Origin of the sequence: Propionivibrio sp., from assembly GCF_029255185.1 — a bacterium.
Lineage (GTDB): Bacteria > Pseudomonadota > Gammaproteobacteria > Burkholderiales > Rhodocyclaceae > Propionivibrio.
The window spans coordinates 96,538-112,423 of record NZ_JAPUVO010000132.1 but is presented as its reverse complement, the minus strand read 5'-3'; the positions used below and the strand labels follow the sequence as shown (position 1 = coordinate 112,423).

The window sequence follows — 15,886 nt, the reverse complement described above, 5'->3', positions numbered from 1 at the left end:
TTCGGCCATCGTGATGCCATCAAGCACACCGACTGTGGAATCACCCCCCCGCCTTGTGGAGGTGCCAACTCTGCTGCCTCGCTACCTGGCGCTGGCCTATTTGGCGTTGGTCGTCTATGCCAGTCTGCACCCTTTTTCCGGCTGGCGCGATCCGGGCCTGTCGCCGATTTTTTTCCTTACGGCGGCCTGGCCTCGCTACTGGACGGTCTTCGATTTGGGGATCAATGTCCTCGCCTATCTGCCCCTTGGGTTTTTGCTCGCGCTGACCTTGCGGCGCCTGCCTGGACGCTGGACCCCGGCCTGCGTTGCGCTGTTGCTCGGCGCATTGCTCAGCCTTTGCCTTGAGTGTCTGCAAGCCTGGCTGCCAGCGCGCGTCGCTTCCAATCTCGACCTGGCTTGTAACACGTGCGGCGCAGGCCTCGGCGCGCTGCTCACCATCTGGCATGGCGAACGCTTTTTCGATGGCTTCGTAAACTTGCAGCAGCGCCTGCTGGCATCCACACCGCATGCGGAACTTGGGCTAGTCTTGATCGGACTGTGGTTGCTGACGCAACTTTCTCCGGAAACAATCCTCTTCGGTGCCGGCGACCTGCGGCACCTGCTTGAGATAGCACCATCGCTACCCTACGCGGCACCTGCCTTTTTTGCCCTGGAGACTGGCATCATCGTCTGCAACACCATTGCCATCGGGCTAATCACGCGTGCCCTGCTAAGCGACCGTAGCTCCCCCTATCTGGCGCTGGCCGTTTTCTTTTTCCTGGCGTTGTCGATTCGCACGCTGGCCGCTGCGGTGCTTGTCGATCCACTCAATGCCTTGGCCTGGCTCACCCCCGGCGCCGCGCTTGGCCTGCTTGCTGGCGGCGCGATATTCTCGATCATGCTGCTGTTGCCAGCCTCGCTACGTATTGCGCTGGCCGGACTGACGCTGATGGCCGGCACCGTGCTGGTTAACATCACACCGCCCAATCCCTATTCGGCGGCCGCTCTGGCCACCTGGCGACAAGGGCACTTTTTGAATTTCAACGGGCTGACCCGGCTGACTGCCAGTTTGTGGCCTTTCCTGGCGCTCCCCTACCTGATGATGCTTGGACGACGCCTCTGAATGCGCCTGAAACAAGGTTAGAATCTGAGCTCACAGCAAGCACCAGCAAGACAAAGGTCGACATGAGTTACTTCAAGCATCACGTATTTTTTTGCTGCAATCAGCGCCCCGAGGGCGAAGGATGCTGTAACAACCTGGGCGCTAGCGAAGCGCAAACCTATGCCAAGGATCGCATCAGCCAACTCAAGCTCAAGGGCCAGGGCAAGATCCGGATCAACAAGGCCGGCTGCATGGATCGTTGCGATGAAGGCCCGGTTATCGTCATCTATCCGGAAGAAGTCTGGTACCACTACGTGGACCAAGAAGACATTGAGGAGATCATCCAGGAGCATCTGGTCCACGGCCGAGTCGTTGAACGCCTGAGAATTTAAGCCGATGAAGCAAAGCGAAGAGAAGATTTGCATTGACGGGCCAGCCGGCACCATCGAATTGATCGTCGAAAGTCCGGGTGCGCCGCGTGGGATCGCCCTGATCTGCCATCCGCACCCGCTGTTCGGCGGCACCAATACCAACAAGGTAACGCAGACGCTGGCCCGTACCTTCAATCGCTTAGGCTATGTGGCCTTGCGGCCAAACTTTCGCGGGGTCGGCGAAAGTGGCGGAACGCACGACGACGGGCACGGCGAATGCGAGGACATGCTCGCCGTTGTCGCAGAAGCCAAACGCCGCTTTGGCGACTTACCGGTTGCTCTGGCTGGCTTCTCGTTTGGCGCCTACGTGCAGACTCGGGTAGCACAGGCCCTGGCCGAAGCCAATCACCCGGCCCAGCGCCTGGTTCTAGTCGGCACCGCTGCTGGTCACGTCGAAGGTGCGCGCCAGTATGCGACCAAGGCCGTCGCTTCCGATACCATTGTCATTCATGGTTCGGTGGACAGCACGGTGCCCCTGGCCAATATCCTCGCCTGGGCCGAACCGCTCGACCTGCCGGTAATCGTTGTTCCCGGCGCCGACCATTTCTTTCATCGTCGGCTGCACCTTATCCGCGACATCGTCACCCGCGCATGGCGACACTGAACTTGGCTGACGCGCTTTGCGTCCGTGGCCTGCGCAAGCGCTACGATGACCAGGAGGTGGTTGGCGGAATCGACTTCACGGTGCCGTCCGGCACCTGCTTCGGTCTGCTTGGCCCCAACGGCGCCGGCAAGACCACCACCCTGCGCTGCTGCCTTGGATTGACTGCGCCAGACGCGGGTCAGATCACCTTGCGTGGCTATTCCATCCCGGAGCAAGCTGAGGCCGCGCGGGAGCGGGTCGGCGTGGTGCCTCAGTTCGACAACATCGATCCGGATTTCACCGTTGCCGAAAACCTGATGGTCTACGGCCGCTACTTTGGCATCAAGGACGCAATCATCCGCGCCCGCATTCCCGATCTGCTCGACTTCGCCGGACTTGGTGGCAAGGACACGGCGCGCATCCAGACCCTTTCCGGAGGTATGAAGCGACGCCTGACCCTGGCGCGGGCGCTAGTAAACGACCCGGACATCATTTTTCTTGACGAACCGACCACCGGCCTGGATCCGCAAGCACGCCACCTGATTTGGGAGCGTCTGAAGCAACTCACTGCGCGCGGCAAGACGCTGATCCTGACCACCCATTTCATGGATGAAGCTGAGCGCTTGTGTGACCGACTGGCAGTGCTCGACCACGGCCGTTTAGTCACCGACGGCGCACCACGCGCCTTAATCGCCACACACATTGAACCGCAGGTGGTTGAAGTCTTCGGCGACGAAGCAGCGGCCTGGGCCCGCTCGCGCAACACGCTCGGAGAACGTCTCGAAATCGCTGGCGACACCGCCTTTTTCTACTGCCGCGACTCGGCGCCACTGCTAGCCGCACTCGCCGATGCCCCAGCCTTGCGCTACCTGCACCGCGCGGCCAGCCTGGAAGACGTATTTATCAAGCTCACCGGCCGTGAGTTGAGGGATTGAGTATGGAAAAAGTGATTAAGCGCTTTCAACGCAGAGATCGCAGAGGCGCAGAGTACGCAGAGGTAAACCAATTTTTTGTCTTTCTCTGCGATCTCTGCGCCTCTGCGATCTCTGCGTTGAAAGCGTTTCGCGGCCTATGAATACACAACGTCTCTTTGCCATCCCCCGCCCCGGTCTGCGCTGGCTGCCGGTCTGGCGACGCAATTTTCTCGTCTGGCGCAAGCTGGCGATTCCCTCGGTGCTCGGCAATCTGGCCGATCCGCTGATTTATATGCTCGGGCTCGGTTATGGCCTGGGTGGCCTGTTGCCGCAGGTCAGCGGCGTCAGTTACGTTAGTTTTCTCTCCGCCGGGACGGTGGTTGCCAGCACCATGAATGCGGCGACTTTTGAAGCGCTCTACTCGGCCTTCTCGCGCATGCATGTGCAGAAAACCTGGGATGCCATCCTCAATACGCCGCTTTCGCTCGATCACATCCTGGCCGGCGAACTGGTCTGGGCCGCCAGCAAGAGCCTGCTCTCCGGACTGGCCATTCTGCTCGTCATTGCAACACTGGGGCTGACCACTTCGCCGCTGGCGCTGTGGGCGATCCCGGTCATTTTTCTCACCGGCCTGGCTTTCGCAGCAATGGGCCTGATCGTCTGTGCGCTGGCGCCGTCCTACGATTTTTTCATGTACTACTTCACGCTCTTCATCACTCCCATGCTGCTCGTCTCCGGCGTTTTTTTCCCCGCTGACCAGCTTCCGGCAGCCGTGCACACCCTCGCCGCCTGGCTGCCGTTGGCGCACGCCGTCCAGCTTGCCCGCCCTCTACTGCTCGGTGAAGTGCCAAGCAACGTTTTCATGCATGTCGGCGCTCTGTTGACCATCACTGTCGTTGCTTTCGCAATCGCCACGATGCTGACCCGACGGCGTTTGCTCAAATGATGATCAATTGTTTTCAGGCACCATGTTGATCGCGCCGCAGGGGCACTCGGCGACGCACATGCCACAACCCTTGCAGTAATCGTAGTTGAACTCGAAGCGCTTGCCCGGGCCGAGCTTGATGACTGCATTATCCGGGCAGACGCCGTAGCAGTTGTCACACTCGAAACAGTTTCCGCAGGACAGGCAACGACGCGCTTCGAACAATGCCGTACTTTCATCCAGACCACCCTGAACTTCGTCAAAGGTCGATTGACGACGGATGATGTCGAGCATTGGACGCACGGTCTTTGGCGCATCGGCGTAATACCAGGTGTTGAGCTTGTCGAAGGTCGCCACCTGGTGCTTGGGTGGCGCGACGTAGGTGGCGCCTCGCAGCCAGGCGTCAATGTTGCGCGCGGCCTTCTTGCCATGGCCGACACCGATGGTGATGTTGCGTTCGGTGGGAACCATGTCGCCGCCAGCGAATACGCCAGGCTGACCGGTCATCATGTTGGCGTCGACCTTGACCACGCCATCACTTACTTCCAGGCCCGGCACGCCTTCGAGCAGACTAAGATCGACATCCTGACCGAGGGCCAGCACGACTGAGTCGGCCTCCAAGGTTTCAAACTCACCGGTCGGTTGTGGGAAACCAGAGGCATCGAGCTCCATTTTTTCAATGGTGATGTTGGTATCACCGGCCTGCTTGATGGTCGAAAGCCAACGGATCATCACGCCTTCCTGCAAGGCTTCTTCAATTTCAAAGTCGTGCGCCGGCATCTTGTCGCGTGTACGGCGGTAAACGATGATCGGTTCAGCACCCATGCGTTTGGCGGTACGCGCCACGTCGATCGCGGTATTGCCGCCGCCATAAACGATGACGCGACGTCCAAGCATGGGCTTGTTTTCGCCTTCCATGCTGCGTAACACAGAGATGGCATCGACAACTTTCGAGACTTCACCCGAGGGGATGAAGGCGCGTTTGGCGATATGCGCGCCGACGGCGAGAAAGGCGGCGTCAAACTTGCCCGTCTGCATTGTGTCGAGAATATTATCGACCTTGGTGTTGAGAACAACCTCGACGCCCATGTCAACGACACGCTGCATTTCGGCGTCAAGCACGTCGCGCGGCAAACGGTATTTTGGAATGCCGAAGCGCATCATGCCACCGAGTAACGGACCGGCCTCATAGACGGTAACGCGATGGCCGAAGCGGCGCAGGTGATAGGCCGCTGACATGCCGGAGGGGCCAGCGCCGACAATCAGGACATGTTTGCCGGTTTCAGCAGCCGGTGGCACCAGTTTCCAGGCACGTCTGATGGCTTCGTCACCAAGGAAACGCTCTACCGAATTGATACCGACCGGAGCGTCCAGTTGGCCTCGGTTACAAACATTTTCGCAACTGTGGTAACACACCCGGCCCATAATCGCCGGAAAGGGGTTGTCGCGGGTTAGGTGTTGCCAGGCCTTTTCGTAGTTACCGGATTCGGCGTGGAACAGCCAGCCCTGAATGTCTTCACCTGCCGGGCATTGGCTGTTGCAGGGCGGCAACCGGTCAACATAGACCGGGCGCTCGGTACGCCACGAGCCAGTGTGGTTGGCCAGCGATGAACCAGGGTCGAGGGTGATTGCAAACGGCTTGTTCATCAGTTCGCCTCCTTGTCGAGCATTTCGTATTTTCGAATATTTTTATCGGCCAGCGCCTGCAGACGGGCAATCGTGGCCACGGCTGGCGATTTGCCAAAAAGATGGGCAAAGCGTTTTTGTGGTCTGAGGTATTCCTCGACCGGCAGTAGCCGACGAATCTTCGATGAGTTGGTGAGTTCGCCGTATTCGGCTTCGAAGACCGGGAACATGCCGGTTTCCTTGGCCAGCCGTGACAACTTGATGGTGTCCTGCGAGGCCGATCCCCAGCCGAGCGGACAGGGGACGAGAATGTGGATGTAGCGCGCGCCGCGGAAGGTCATCGCCTTCTTAACCTTGTGTTCGAGATCGCGCAGGTCGGCGACGGTGGCCGTCGCCACGTAGGGAATCTCGTGCGCCATGGCGATGGCCGGCATGAACTTGCCCTGGCCGAAGACGTTGCCGGGTTGCGGGCCGACCGGCATGGTCGTTGCCGTGCGCGCTGCCGGTGGGGTGGCTGAGCTACGTTGCACACCGGTGTTCATGTAGCCACCGTTGTCATAGCAGATATAAAGCACGTCGTCATTACGCTCGAACATGCCGGACAGGCAGCCAAAGCCAATATCGGTGGTGCCGCCATCGCCACCCTGCGCAACAACGCGCACATCATCCTTCAGGCCCTTCTGCCGCTTGATCTTGATTGCCGCAGCGATGCCGGTAGCCACCGCTGGTGCGTTGCCGAACAGCGAATGCATCCACGGAATCTGCCACGAGGTCTCAGGATAGGGGGTTGAGAAGACCTCCAGGCAGCCGGTGGCGTTGGCGGCGATCAGTTGATTGTCGGTTGCATGCATAGCGGCGTCAATCGCGTAGCGGGCGCCGAGCGCCTCGCCGCAACCCTGGCACGCGCGGTGCCCGGAGTTGAGCGAGTTGGTGCGCTCCATATTGGCTTGCACGCTGCGCTCTTGGGGCGCCAGCAAACGGTTGCCGACAGTGAAGGTGCCAGTCTGGTAGAACTTGACAGGTTGAAAGCTCATGGGTTTTTCCTTAACTGATATGGGCGGCAGTGCTGCTCACGTCGCGCAGGATATTTTCGGCGGCCGGACCGGAACGACGCTTCTGACGCTCGCGCGCCAGTTGTTTGTTGACAACATTCCAGTCAAGGTCGAGGAAGGTCAGCGGAATGAGGTCGTCACGACCGGCCTTTTCGAACAGTTCGTGCAACGCGGTCTTGGTGATCGGACGCCCCCCGAGGCCGGCAATGACGGTGTACGCGTTCATCTGAATGCCAAAGAAAGCCGTTCGCACGTCAGTTGCAAGAATGCCGCCGATGCCGACGGCAAAGGTTTTTTCGAGCACCACGACGCGCTTGGCGTGCTTGATCGCCTGGCGCACGGCGTCAAGCGGGAAGGGGCGGAAGGAGGTAATGCCGAGTACGCCGATCTTGACGCCGGCATCACGCATTTCATCGACCGTATCCTTGATCGTGCCAAGCAGCGAGCCCATGGCGATGACGATGGTTTCTGCGTCCTCGGTACGATAAGGACGAACCAGGCCGCCGCTGTCGCGGCCAAAGATGGCCATGAACTCCTCCGCCATCTTGGGGATCAGCTCCAGTGCCTGCATCTGCTTCTCGTGAGCCAGGTAACGCACTTCGGTAAAGGCCTCCGGACCGACCATCGCCCCGATCGATACCGGCGCGTGGGTGTCCAACACCTGGCGCGGCTCATACGGCGGCAGAAAGGCGTCAACCTGTTCCTGTGTCGGGATATCGACGCGCTCGTAGGCGTGGGTGAGAATGAAGCCATCCATGCAGATCATCACTGGCAGGCTCAATTCTTCAGCCAGCTTGAAGGCCTGGATATGAAGATCGAGAGCCTCCTGGTTGGTTTCGGCAAAGAGTTGAATCCAGCCACTATCGCGTTGCGAGATCGAGTCGGAATGATCGTTCCAGATGTTGATCGGCGCACCGATCGCGCGGTTGGCCACCGTCATGACAATCGGCAGGCCGAGGCCGGACGCGTTATAGACCGCTTCAACCATGAACAGCAGACCCTGTGAGGCGGTAGCTGTGTACGTCCGCGCCCCGGTCGCCGAGGAGCCGATAGCCACGCTCATGGCGGCGAATTCGGACTCGACATTGATGAACTCGCAATTAACGATCTCGCCCGCCTTTACCATTTCGCCGATGCCTTCGACGATATGCGTTTGCGGTGAAATCGGATAAGCGCAAATGATTTCCGGCCGGCACAGTGCGACGGCCTGGGCAACGGCGTGTGAACCTTCCATCTGCTTAAGCATGGGCAGCCTCCTTGCAAACGCTTTCAATTCTGGCGCGGACAAGTTCGAAAGCTTCGGTGGCAGCGGCGATATTGCCTGTCGCCACCTTGCCCGAAAACTTTGCGTTGATGGCCTTGAATACGGATTCGAGCCTGATCGTTCCGGCCAAGGCGGCAAAGCCCGCCAGCAGCGGCACGTTGGGCATCGGACGCCCGACATGCGCGAGTCCGAGATCGGTCGCGGCCAGGGTGCACAGACGATCAGCCGGCCAGTCGCGAACATAATCGCTAAGGCCAAGTTCTTCGAAAGTGCTCTTGGTATTGATCAGGATGAAACCATCTTTTTTCAGGCCGGAAAATACATCAACCTGGTGCAGAAGTGTTGGATCCTGGATAATCAGTGCGTCGGGCCGCATGATCGGCTCGCGTAGCCGGATCTCCTTGTCGGCGATGCGACAAAAAGCAACAACGGGGGCGCCGGTTCGCTCTGAACCAAAACTTGGAAAGGCCTGTGCGTGATGCCCTTCCTCAAACGCGGCGATCGACAACATCTCCGCAGCGGTTACCACTCCTTGGCCGCCACGGCCATGAATACGTACTTCGAACATACTCGCTCCGTCTCGTGGGTTTCCGGAGGCTGCCCAGTCGTGTCTCTTGTCGAGCTAACCTCCCAAGAACTGGCTATTCTACGCACTTTAGGCAGAAAGGATTAAGTTCCGTCACAAGAAAAAAATTCGACCGAAAAATCAAGCAAGCTCCGTTTCCGGCTTGCTTCTGGGCGGGTGTGATTCAAACTGATGTGGAGCACAACTCGCAGGTCGGATTGCGCAGCGTAACCCGACGCGACTGCGCTCTGACCTTGCCCTGCCAGGCGCCGGGTAGTGCCCCGGTTGGCCTGACGGTGACCGGCCCGGCGCTGAGCGACCAACGAATTTTAGCGATTGGTCTGGTCATCGAAGACGACTGGCGCGCACGCCAGTAGAAGGAGGTTTTTACTTGAATCTGAAGGACTGGATTGGCCGGACGCAGCGCGTGTCAGATGTGCTCACGGCAACGCCGTACGCCGCCCTCTGCGCCACCCTGGACCGACCGGCGCCGCGGCCGCCGGTCGGAACGCCGCTGCCCGCCCTGTGGCACTGGCTTTATTTCCTGCCGCTTTGCCCGCAGTCCGAACTCGGGCCGGACGGTCACGCTCAACGTGGCGATTTCTTGCCACCAGTCGCCCTGCCTCGGCGCATGTGGGCCGGAAGCCAGTTCCAATTTTACCAGCCTCTTTGTATCGGCGATGCGCTGACCCGCGTGTCGACCATTGACGATATCAGTGAAAAATCCGGGCGCAGCGGGCCATTGGTCTTCGTCCGCGTGCGTCATGAAATCAAGCGTGGCGGCGAGTCTGACTGCGCTTTGAGGGAGTTCCACGACATCGTCTATCGGCCGGCGGCAAGGCCTGACGATGTCGCGTCACCGCCGTTGGCTGCGCCTTTGAGCGCGGCGTGGGAGAAGAAGTGGGCTCCCGACGACGTGCTCCTTTTTCGCTATTCGGCACTGACCTTCAACGGCCATCGCATCCACTACGACAGGCGCTACGTCACTGCGGTCGAGGGCTATCCGGGACTGGTCGTGCACGGGCCGCTGATTGCCACCCTGCTGCTCGATTTGCTGCGCCATCAGTTGCCTGATGCACAGGTGCTGCGCTTTGAGTTCAGGGCCGTGCGCCCAAGCTTCGATATCAATCCTTTTTTCGTTTGCGGCGAGCCGCAGGCGGACGGTAAGACCATCCACCTGTGGGCCAAGGACCATCAGGGCTGGCTGACCATGCAGGCCACCGCCGTTATCTACTGAGGACGTTCTGCGATCCGGTTCAGCCGAGACGACGCAGGTGGATAGCGACCGACAGTTGTGCGCCCAGCCAGCCAAGTGCAGCGCCAATCGCTGTCAGCGCGCCGACGTTGCTTGGCGACAAGCCGTGCAGCACAAAGCTGCCACCGTAAAGAGCGACGAGTTCGCCGACCGGGGCAGTCAGCATGCGGCCGCCCAGCGCCACGAGCAGAGCGGAAAAAAGTCCGCCGAGCACACCCTGCAGTGCCCCGAAATACTGGAAGGGGCGACGGATGAAGGCGTCGGTGGCGCCGATCAGTTTGGCTACTTCGATCTCGGCTGCCTGGGCCAGGATCTGTAGGCGGATGGTGTTGAAAGTCACCGCCACCAACGCCCCGGCGAGCAGTCCGGCGAGCAGGGTGATAGCCAGCTTGCCGATGCGCAGAGAGGCATCGAAACGTTTAACCCAGGCTGAATCAAGCTGGACGTGGGCAACTTTCGGCCAGTTGGAGAAGGTCTTGGCCATGCGCTCCAGCGCTTGCGGCTGCGTATCGTCGGGCTCGACGACGAAGGCATCGGGAAGCGGGTTCTTGGGCAAGCTGGCGGTGATCTCAGCCATGCCTTCGGACGATTGCAGGTGTTTGAGCGCCTCGTCCCGGGAGACAAAGCGCCAGTTCCCCAGCCGTGCCGCGCGTAGCCGCGTTTCGATTTCACCGACCTCCTTCTTGCTGGCGTCGATGCTCATGAAAATGCTGATCTGCTGAACACCGGAGGCGCTACCGGTGACGCCGCCCAGATTGTCGATGACCAGCCAGCCGGCGCTCGGCAGTGCCAGAGCGATGCCGATGACGAGTAGCGAAAGAATCGTGTTGAGCGGTGCGGCGAGCAGTCGGCGTAGCGCATCGCGCAGGGCAGCAAAGTGCTGGGCGAGAAAGCTGTTCATCTTGATAGGTTCATGCGGCGGCTCCGACCAGGCGGCCGCGTTCAAGTTGTAGCACGCGTGGTGAGAAACGTGCCATCCACTGCGGGTCATGGGTAGCGATGACCAAAGTGACTCCAACCTGATGGAAAGCACGGAATATTTCAAGAATGGCGGCGGCTGAGTCGGCGTCGAGGTTGGTCGTTGGCTCGTCGGCGAGCAGAATGGCCGGACGATTGACGACAGCACGGGCGATTGCCAGACGTTGCTGTTCGCCTCCCGAAAGCGCAATCGGGTTCGCCTTTTCACGCTCTAGCAGTCCCACCTTGTCGAGTGCTGCGCGCGCCCGGCGGGCGGCTTCCCTGGCCGGCAGGCCGACAATGGCCAAGGGCAGCAGCACGTTGTCGAGCACGCTGCGGTCGAAGAGCAGCTTCTGGTCCTGAAAGATCAGGCCGAAATTGCGTCGCAGGTACGGAATGGCGCTCTTGCGTAGGGCGGCGAGGTTTTGCCCATTAACCACGATGCTGCCCGAGGTCGGGTGTTCGATGCCCGCCAGCAGGCGGAACAGCGTTGATTTGCCGGCTCCCGAATGGCCCGTGATGAAAACCATTTCTCCGGTGTTGATCTCGAAGCTGACCTGGCTGAGCGCTTCGTGTCCCTCGGGATAGCGTTTGCTGATGGCGCTGGCGGAAATCATCTGCTTAAGCACAACGAACACAGCGAACATAACGAGAGAACAAGCGGGAGTAGCAGAAAGCAGTCTTCATGAAGATTTTTCGTTGTGATCGTTGTGCCCGTTGTGGTTCGCTGTATTTTCAAGTTACTCACTCAAACAGTGCATCGACGAAGTCGCGAGCAACAAAGGGGCGCAGGTCATCGATGCCTTCGCCGATGCCAATGAAGCGAATCGGTTTCGGGCACTGGCGGGCGATGGCAGCGACCACGCCACCCTTGGCGCTGCCATCGAGTTTGGTGACGATCAGGCCGCTGACGGCGATCGCTTTGTCGAAGGCCTTGACCTGTTGCAGTGCGTTCTGTCCGAAATTGGCGTCGAGAACGAGCAGGGTTTCATGCGGGCCGCTCGGGTCGGCTTTTTGGATGACGCGGCGGACCTTGGCGATTTCTTCCATCAAGTGCAACTGGGTGGGCAGGCGGCCGGCCGTGTCGGCCAGCACGATATCGATGCCGCGCGCCTTGGCGGCGGCAATGGCGTCGAAGATGACGGCCGCCGGATCGCCCGACTCCTGGGAAATCACCGTTACTTGGTTGCGCTCGCCCCAAGCCTGTAACTGCTCACGCGCCGCCGCGCGAAAGGTGTCGCCAGCGGCCAGCAGAACAGACAGGCCCTGAGCATGAAAGTGCTTGACCAGCTTGCCGATCGAGGTCGTTTTGCCAGCGCCGTTAACCCCGGTGATCATGATGATGAAGGGGCGCTGCGCCGAAATTGTCAGGGGCTGTTCAAGCGGTAGCAGAAGTCCATGCAGGGCGTCCGAGAGCGCCTTCTGGAGGCCATCCGGGGTGTCGATCCGGTCGCGTTTGGCGCATGTCTTGAGTTCGTTAAGCAGGTGCTGCGTGGCTTCCATGCCGACATCGCTGGAGATGAGCAGGGTTTCCAGCGCTTCGAGCAGTTCGTCATCGACTTTGCCGCGTAAAAAAATCGATTTAAGTTGGCCACCAAATTGCGCCCGAGTTCGCGCCAGACCTGCCTTCAGCCGTTCGCGCCAGGACAGCTCAGGCGGCGGGGGCGGTGACGGGGCTGCAACGGCGTCTTGCGCGCCAGCAGACTTCTTGAGGAAAGCAAACATGGGGCTTTTGTCTGTGAGAATTTCGGTGGAATGTGGCGATGGTAAGATGCCCTCGCCAATGACCTGCGGGTCGGATTTTAACAGAAGCCACGTTTGTCCATGCGCCACGCGCGACGAATCACCCGAGTCATTGTGACTAAGTTTTGGCGTTTTATTTTGAGTAAAAGAGGCTAATTTTGAATACGGTACGTATCATCGGAGGCCGATGGCGGCGACGAGTCCTGCGTTTTCCGGATTCCGAGGGTTTGCGCCCGACGCCGGATCGCGTTCGCGAAACGCTGTTCAACTGGCTTGGACAGGATCTGGCCGGGCGGTCCTGCCTTGACCTGTTTGCCGGCAGCGGCGCACTGGGCTTTGAAGCGGCCTCGCGCGGTGCAGACAAGGTGGTGATGGTCGACAATTCGCCCAAGGTGCTGGCGGCGCTTGAAGCGAATGCCCGTTTGCTCGGTGCTGACGGGCGTTTGGAGATTGTGCGTGCAGATGCGGTAAAATTCGCTTCCTCGCTGCGTGCGGCCGGTTTACGTTTTGATGTGCTGTTTCTCGATCCACCTTACAAGCAGGGCTGGCTGGACCGCCTGTCAGCGCTCTTGCCGGAGTTGCTGACCGCTGACGGGGCGCTCTACGTTGAAGCCGAGCACGGCTTGGACGCCTGTGGCGACTGGTGTACGGTGCGCCATGGTCGGGCCGGGCAGGTTTGTTATCACTTGATGCGACGAGGCGAGTCCAATGACGCTGAATAAGCGGACGGCAATTTACGCGGGCACCTTTGATCCGATGACCCGGGGTCACGAAGATCTCGTTCGGCGGGCGGCGGGTCTGTTCGACCATGTGATTATCGGTATCGCTGAGAGCAGGTCTAAGCGTCCCTTTTTTTCGCTCACTGAGCGGGTCGAAATCGCGCAAGAATTGCTGGCGCCGTATCCGAATGTCGAGGTTTGCGGATTCGACGGCCTGCTCATGGATTTTTTACACCTCAAGGGCGCCAAGGTTATCCTGCGTGGCCTGCGGGCAGCGTCGGATTTCGAGTATGAGTTCCAAATGGCAGGAATGAACAGGAACCTTTACCCCGATGTCGAAACGATTTTCCTGACCCCTGGTGAACAGTACATGTTTATCTCGGCAACAATGGTTCGCGAGATTGCCATTCTCGGCGGCGATGTCAGCAAGTTTGTCCACCCGGCAATTTGCGTACGGCTGGCAAACAGGGTATCCGAAAAATTTCAATGAACTGAAGGAACAGTAGCCATGGCTTTAATTATTACCGACGAATGCATCAATTGTGACGTGTGCGAGCCAGAGTGCCCGAACGAGGCGATTTATCAGGGTGAAGAGATTTACGAGATTGACCCGAACAAATGCACCGAGTGTGTCGGTCATTACGATACCCCACAGTGTGTCGAGGTCTGCCCGGTCGATTGCATCCCGAAGGATGGCAATCATCAGGAAAACGAAAACCAGTTGTGGGTGAAGTACGAAAAATTGACGGGCAACAAGCGCCCGGCCTGAGCGCGGTCTGCGGTCTGATAACGCCGTTAGGCGGCGCTGCGCAGGCGGCGCTGGGTGACGTTCAATTGGTGTTGAACGTCTTGGGCCACGCTCTCGATTGACCGGATCTGGGAAACCAGACTGTTCTCGACGTGCACCAGTTCGGTGATGCGATCTTCAAGCGTGTCGGTTGCCTGATGAATGCGTTTGATACTCTCCAGTCGTCGCTTGAACTGGATTTGATGTTCGCGGACCTGCGTTTCCATTGGCGCCATGATCGCCTTCAGCCAGGATTCCGCGTCCCGGTTGGCGCGTTCGAAAGCGCGTTTGACCTGAACGGCGACCTCCTCGAAAAACTTCTGCGTGACCTTGTTCTTCTCGATCATCATCAACTGGAACATGGTGTTGAGGTGGGTATCGCACCAGTATTCAAGGCGGTCGATATCCTTCCGGTAACGGATCAGCGAGAACCCGTGCGGTGTGCCAAGTTTGAGGCCGTGTTCGACCGAGAATTTTTTGTAGACGGCCTCCATCATCAAGAGGATTTCGCTGATCTCGCCGTCTGATTTTTGAAGATTGGCGCGTGAGATGCTGAAAAAATTCTTCATCGCCTCGGACAGGGTTCTGGAGAAAGTCGCTTTGCCCATCGTCTCGCGAGTTGTCGTAATCAGCGTGCGCAGAGAATCAATACCAAGATGGGCAAAGAGCTTGTTGGTCAGTTGCGAGAAAATGCTGCGGACGGCGTAATAGCGCTGTAGTCCGGACTCGAACTCTTCCTTCTCGATGCGTACCTTGCCCATCATGTATTCGACAACGCCTTTGTTCTTGCCGCGCAGTTCGGTCAGTTCGTCAAGCTGTTCGCGCAGCCCGGAAAGGCGTGATTCGAGCAGGCCGCGTGTGCGCATGTAGATGTCGGAAAATTCGGCGTCGGTATTCTCGTGGATGATTTCCTGCTTGGCCGGGATCAGTTCATCGGAAAGGGCGAATTCGAGATCGGACAGTCGGCTGCGTTCTAGCAGTGCAGAGTCATTGGTGATTTTGGCGATCAGCGCCTTTTGCGCTGAGACAGGGAAAATCTGCTCCGCAGGGAGATCAAGGGTCCATGCGCAACTATTGGTCTGCTTGGTAATTTCGGCGTTGATCTCGTCTTCGGACTTGAGTTCGTCCCACATGCTGTCGATCTTGTTGAGAACGACCAGACGCCCTGTCTTTCGCGTTCCCGGCGCACCGATTTGATCGTTCCAGATTGCCAGGTCGGATTGCGTCACCCCGGTGTCGGCGGCCAGAATGAACAGCACAGCATGAGCGTTGGGGAGGAGCGAAAGCGTTAGCTCGGGTTCGGTGCCTATGGCATTGAGGCCTGGCGTGTCGAGAATGATTAGCCCCTGTTTCAGTAGCGGGTGCGGGAAGTTGATGATGGCATGGCGCCAGCGCGGGATCTCGACCATGCCGTCTTTAGCGATGCGAACCAAGGTAGATTCCTTGTCGCCAGCGGCAAAACCGAACCTCTCGGCAACTTCCGGGGCGACGTGCGCCACCTCGCTGACAGAATGAAGCGCCTCCTGCATCGATTCGGCCGACTCGATGTCAAGCGGAAGCACAGTCCATTCGTCGGGGAAGCGTTTGTATTCGCTGATGCTGACATTGCTTTCACGGGTCTGGATTGGCAGCAGTTCGATGGACGCCGGCTTGGCCGGGTCGTACATCAGTTCGGTCGGGCACATCGTGGTCCGGCCAGCCGTCGAGGGGAGCATGCGGCTGCCATAATCGGCGAAGAATATGGCGTTGATCAGCTCGGATTTGCCACGCGAGAATTCGGCAACAAAGGCGACCTGCAGACGATCCTCGTGCAATTTTTCGAGCAATAGCCGGATACGCAGGTCAGTCTGGGCGTCGCTAAGCTCGTTGTCGGACAACCATCGGTGGAAAGCCTCAAGGCCCGAGGAGAGTTGCGTTCGCCATTCACTGTAGGCGGCAAATTGTTGAGCAAGGGTCATGAGCAATTCCAGCGGAACACATGTTT

Annotated in this window: 18 protein-coding genes; 10 read left to right on the top strand and 8 right to left on the bottom strand. The window is 59.1% G+C overall.

The genetic code is table 11. From position 1 onward, the window contains the following. The first annotated feature begins 34 nt into the window (after positions 1 to 34). The 5 genes from Q1J43_RS14805 (at position 35) to Q1J43_RS14785 (ending at position 3,955) form a co-directional block, all read left to right on the top strand. Positions 35 to 1,102, top strand: coding sequence for a VanZ family protein (locus tag Q1J43_RS14805; RefSeq protein WP_301103272.1), 1,068 nt, complete (start codon positions 35 to 37; stop codon positions 1,100 to 1,102). A 62-nt stretch (positions 1,103 to 1,164) separates the two neighbouring features. Beyond that, complete coding sequence (locus Q1J43_RS14800) at positions 1,165 to 1,473, top strand: NAD(P)H-dependent oxidoreductase subunit E (protein WP_301103271.1); 309 nt, start codon at positions 1,165 to 1,167, stop codon at positions 1,471 to 1,473. Positions 1,474 to 1,477: 4 nt separating this feature from the next. Then, positions 1,478 to 2,116, top strand: coding sequence for an alpha/beta fold hydrolase (locus tag Q1J43_RS14795; RefSeq protein WP_301103270.1), 639 nt, complete (start codon positions 1,478 to 1,480; stop codon positions 2,114 to 2,116). Further along, the gene (locus Q1J43_RS14790) at positions 2,104 to 3,030 is read left to right on the top strand and encodes an ATP-binding cassette domain-containing protein (protein ID WP_301103269.1); all 927 of its coding nucleotides are present in this window, start codon (positions 2,104 to 2,106) and stop codon (positions 3,028 to 3,030) included. Before Q1J43_RS14795 ends, Q1J43_RS14790 begins: the two co-directional genes overlap by 13 nt. A 136-nt stretch (positions 3,031 to 3,166) precedes the next feature. Beyond that, positions 3,167 to 3,955: an ABC transporter permease gene (locus tag Q1J43_RS14785; protein ID WP_301103268.1), complete on the top strand. Its 789-nt coding sequence runs from the start codon at positions 3,167 to 3,169 to the stop codon at positions 3,953 to 3,955. 3 nt (positions 3,956 to 3,958) lie between these two features. Here the strand turns inward: Q1J43_RS14785 and Q1J43_RS14780 are convergent, their stop codons facing one another. From Q1J43_RS14780 to Q1J43_RS14765, 4 genes are read right to left on the bottom strand one after another with little or no spacing between them, the layout of a single operon-like run. After that, a complete protein-coding gene (locus Q1J43_RS14780) occupies positions 3,959 to 5,581 on the bottom strand; it encodes an NAD(P)-binding protein (protein WP_301103267.1) in 1,623 nt (540 codons plus the stop codon). After that, positions 5,581 to 6,594, bottom strand: coding sequence for a thiamine pyrophosphate-dependent enzyme (locus Q1J43_RS14775; protein WP_301103266.1), 1,014 nt, complete (start codon positions 6,592 to 6,594; stop codon positions 5,581 to 5,583). Before Q1J43_RS14775 ends, Q1J43_RS14780 begins: the two co-directional genes overlap by 1 nt. 10 nt (positions 6,595 to 6,604) lie before the next feature. Next, positions 6,605 to 7,858 (bottom strand): transketolase C-terminal domain-containing protein, encoded by a 1,254-nt coding sequence (locus Q1J43_RS14770; protein ID WP_301103265.1) that lies wholly within the window; start codon positions 7,856 to 7,858, stop codon positions 6,605 to 6,607. After that, positions 7,851 to 8,444 carry a 2-oxoacid:acceptor oxidoreductase family protein gene (locus tag Q1J43_RS14765; RefSeq protein WP_301103264.1) on the bottom strand — a complete coding sequence of 198 codons (594 nt, stop codon included), beginning with the start codon at positions 8,442 to 8,444 and terminating at the stop codon, positions 7,851 to 7,853. The genes Q1J43_RS14770 and Q1J43_RS14765 overlap by 8 nt, the downstream gene beginning before the upstream one ends. 176 nt (positions 8,445 to 8,620) lie before the next feature. Here Q1J43_RS14765 and Q1J43_RS14760 point away from each other — a divergent pair, with 176 nt between their 5' ends. Together Q1J43_RS14760 and Q1J43_RS14755 are read left to right on the top strand one after the other, a co-directional pair. Continuing rightward, positions 8,621 to 8,818 carry a hypothetical protein gene (locus Q1J43_RS14760; RefSeq protein ID WP_301103263.1) on the top strand — a complete coding sequence of 66 codons (198 nt, stop codon included), beginning with the start codon at positions 8,621 to 8,623 and terminating at the stop codon, positions 8,816 to 8,818. A 14-nt stretch (positions 8,819 to 8,832) separates the two neighbouring features. Beyond that, entirely contained in the window at positions 8,833 to 9,678 is an 846-nt protein-coding gene (locus Q1J43_RS14755) for a MaoC family dehydratase N-terminal domain-containing protein (RefSeq protein ID WP_301103262.1), read from the top strand. 19 nt (positions 9,679 to 9,697) lie between these two features. Here the strand turns inward: Q1J43_RS14755 and ftsX are convergent, their stop codons facing one another. The 3 genes from ftsX to ftsY all read right to left on the bottom strand — a co-directional run bounded on the left by ftsX (position 9,698) and on the right by ftsY (position 12,378). After that, on the bottom strand, positions 9,698 to 10,597 hold the full coding sequence (ftsX, locus tag Q1J43_RS14750; protein WP_301103261.1) for a permease-like cell division protein FtsX: 900 nt from the start codon (positions 10,595 to 10,597) through the stop codon (positions 9,698 to 9,700). 10 nt (positions 10,598 to 10,607) lie between these two features. After that, positions 10,608 to 11,270 carry an ATP-binding cassette domain-containing protein gene (locus Q1J43_RS14745; RefSeq protein WP_301103308.1) on the bottom strand — a complete coding sequence of 221 codons (663 nt, stop codon included), beginning with the start codon at positions 11,268 to 11,270 and terminating at the stop codon, positions 10,608 to 10,610. Between the two features lie 127 nt (positions 11,271 to 11,397). After that, positions 11,398 to 12,378 (bottom strand): signal recognition particle-docking protein FtsY, encoded by a 981-nt coding sequence (ftsY, locus tag Q1J43_RS14740; protein WP_301103260.1) that lies wholly within the window; start codon positions 12,376 to 12,378, stop codon positions 11,398 to 11,400. Positions 12,379 to 12,554: 176 nt separating this feature from the next. On the opposite strand from ftsY, the gene rsmD reads away from it, so the two are divergent. The 3 genes from rsmD to Q1J43_RS14725 are packed head-to-tail and all read left to right on the top strand — an operon-like array spanning position 12,555 to position 13,884. After that, positions 12,555 to 13,118 carry a 16S rRNA (guanine(966)-N(2))-methyltransferase RsmD gene (rsmD, locus tag Q1J43_RS14735; RefSeq protein WP_301103259.1) on the top strand — a complete coding sequence of 188 codons (564 nt, stop codon included), beginning with the start codon at positions 12,555 to 12,557 and terminating at the stop codon, positions 13,116 to 13,118. Further along, positions 13,111 to 13,605 carry a pantetheine-phosphate adenylyltransferase gene (coaD, locus tag Q1J43_RS14730; protein ID WP_301103307.1) on the top strand — a complete coding sequence of 165 codons (495 nt, stop codon included), beginning with the start codon at positions 13,111 to 13,113 and terminating at the stop codon, positions 13,603 to 13,605. The genes rsmD and coaD overlap by 8 nt, the downstream gene beginning before the upstream one ends. Before the next feature lie 18 nt (positions 13,606 to 13,623). Beyond that, positions 13,624 to 13,884, top strand: a complete 261-nt coding sequence (locus Q1J43_RS14725) for a YfhL family 4Fe-4S dicluster ferredoxin (RefSeq protein ID WP_301103258.1) — start codon at positions 13,624 to 13,626, stop codon at positions 13,882 to 13,884. Between the two features lie 26 nt (positions 13,885 to 13,910). Here Q1J43_RS14725 and Q1J43_RS14720 read toward each other — a convergent pair whose 3' ends face one another. After that, a complete protein-coding gene (locus tag Q1J43_RS14720) occupies positions 13,911 to 15,860 on the bottom strand; it encodes a dynamin family protein (protein WP_301103257.1) in 1,950 nt (649 codons plus the stop codon). Between the last annotated feature and the right edge of the window lie 26 nt (positions 15,861 to 15,886).

Excerpts from the sequence above, each read along its gene's own strand:
- Q1J43_RS14800 (WP_301103271.1), top strand. The coding sequence starts at position 1,165 with ATGAGTTACTTCAAGCATCACGTATTTTTTTGCTGCAATCAGCGCCCC.
- Q1J43_RS14795 (WP_301103270.1), top strand. The coding sequence starts at position 1,478 with ATGAAGCAAAGCGAAGAGAAGATTTGCATTGACGGGCCAGCCGGCACC.
- Q1J43_RS14790 (WP_301103269.1), top strand. The coding sequence starts at position 2,104 with ATGGCGACACTGAACTTGGCTGACGCGCTTTGCGTCCGTGGCCTGCGC.
- Q1J43_RS14785 (WP_301103268.1), top strand. The coding sequence starts at position 3,167 with ATGAATACACAACGTCTCTTTGCCATCCCCCGCCCCGGTCTGCGCTGG.
- Q1J43_RS14780 (WP_301103267.1), bottom strand. The coding sequence starts at position 5,581 with ATGAACAAGCCGTTTGCAATCACCCTCGACCCTGGTTCATCGCTGGCC.
- Q1J43_RS14775 (WP_301103266.1), bottom strand. The coding sequence starts at position 6,594 with ATGAGCTTTCAACCTGTCAAGTTCTACCAGACTGGCACCTTCACTGTC.
- Q1J43_RS14770 (WP_301103265.1), bottom strand. The coding sequence starts at position 7,858 with ATGCTTAAGCAGATGGAAGGTTCACACGCCGTTGCCCAGGCCGTCGCA.
- Q1J43_RS14765 (WP_301103264.1), bottom strand. The coding sequence starts at position 8,444 with ATGTTCGAAGTACGTATTCATGGCCGTGGCGGCCAAGGAGTGGTAACC.
- ftsX (WP_301103261.1), bottom strand. The coding sequence starts at position 10,597 with ATGAACAGCTTTCTCGCCCAGCACTTTGCTGCCCTGCGCGATGCGCTA.
- Q1J43_RS14745 (WP_301103308.1), bottom strand. The coding sequence starts at position 11,270 with ATGATTTCCGCCAGCGCCATCAGCAAACGCTATCCCGAGGGACACGAA.
- ftsY (WP_301103260.1), bottom strand. The coding sequence starts at position 12,378 with ATGTTTGCTTTCCTCAAGAAGTCTGCTGGCGCGCAAGACGCCGTTGCA.
- Q1J43_RS14725 (WP_301103258.1), top strand. The coding sequence starts at position 13,624 with ATGGCTTTAATTATTACCGACGAATGCATCAATTGTGACGTGTGCGAG.
- Q1J43_RS14720 (WP_301103257.1), bottom strand. The coding sequence starts at position 15,860 with ATGACCCTTGCTCAACAATTTGCCGCCTACAGTGAATGGCGAACGCAA.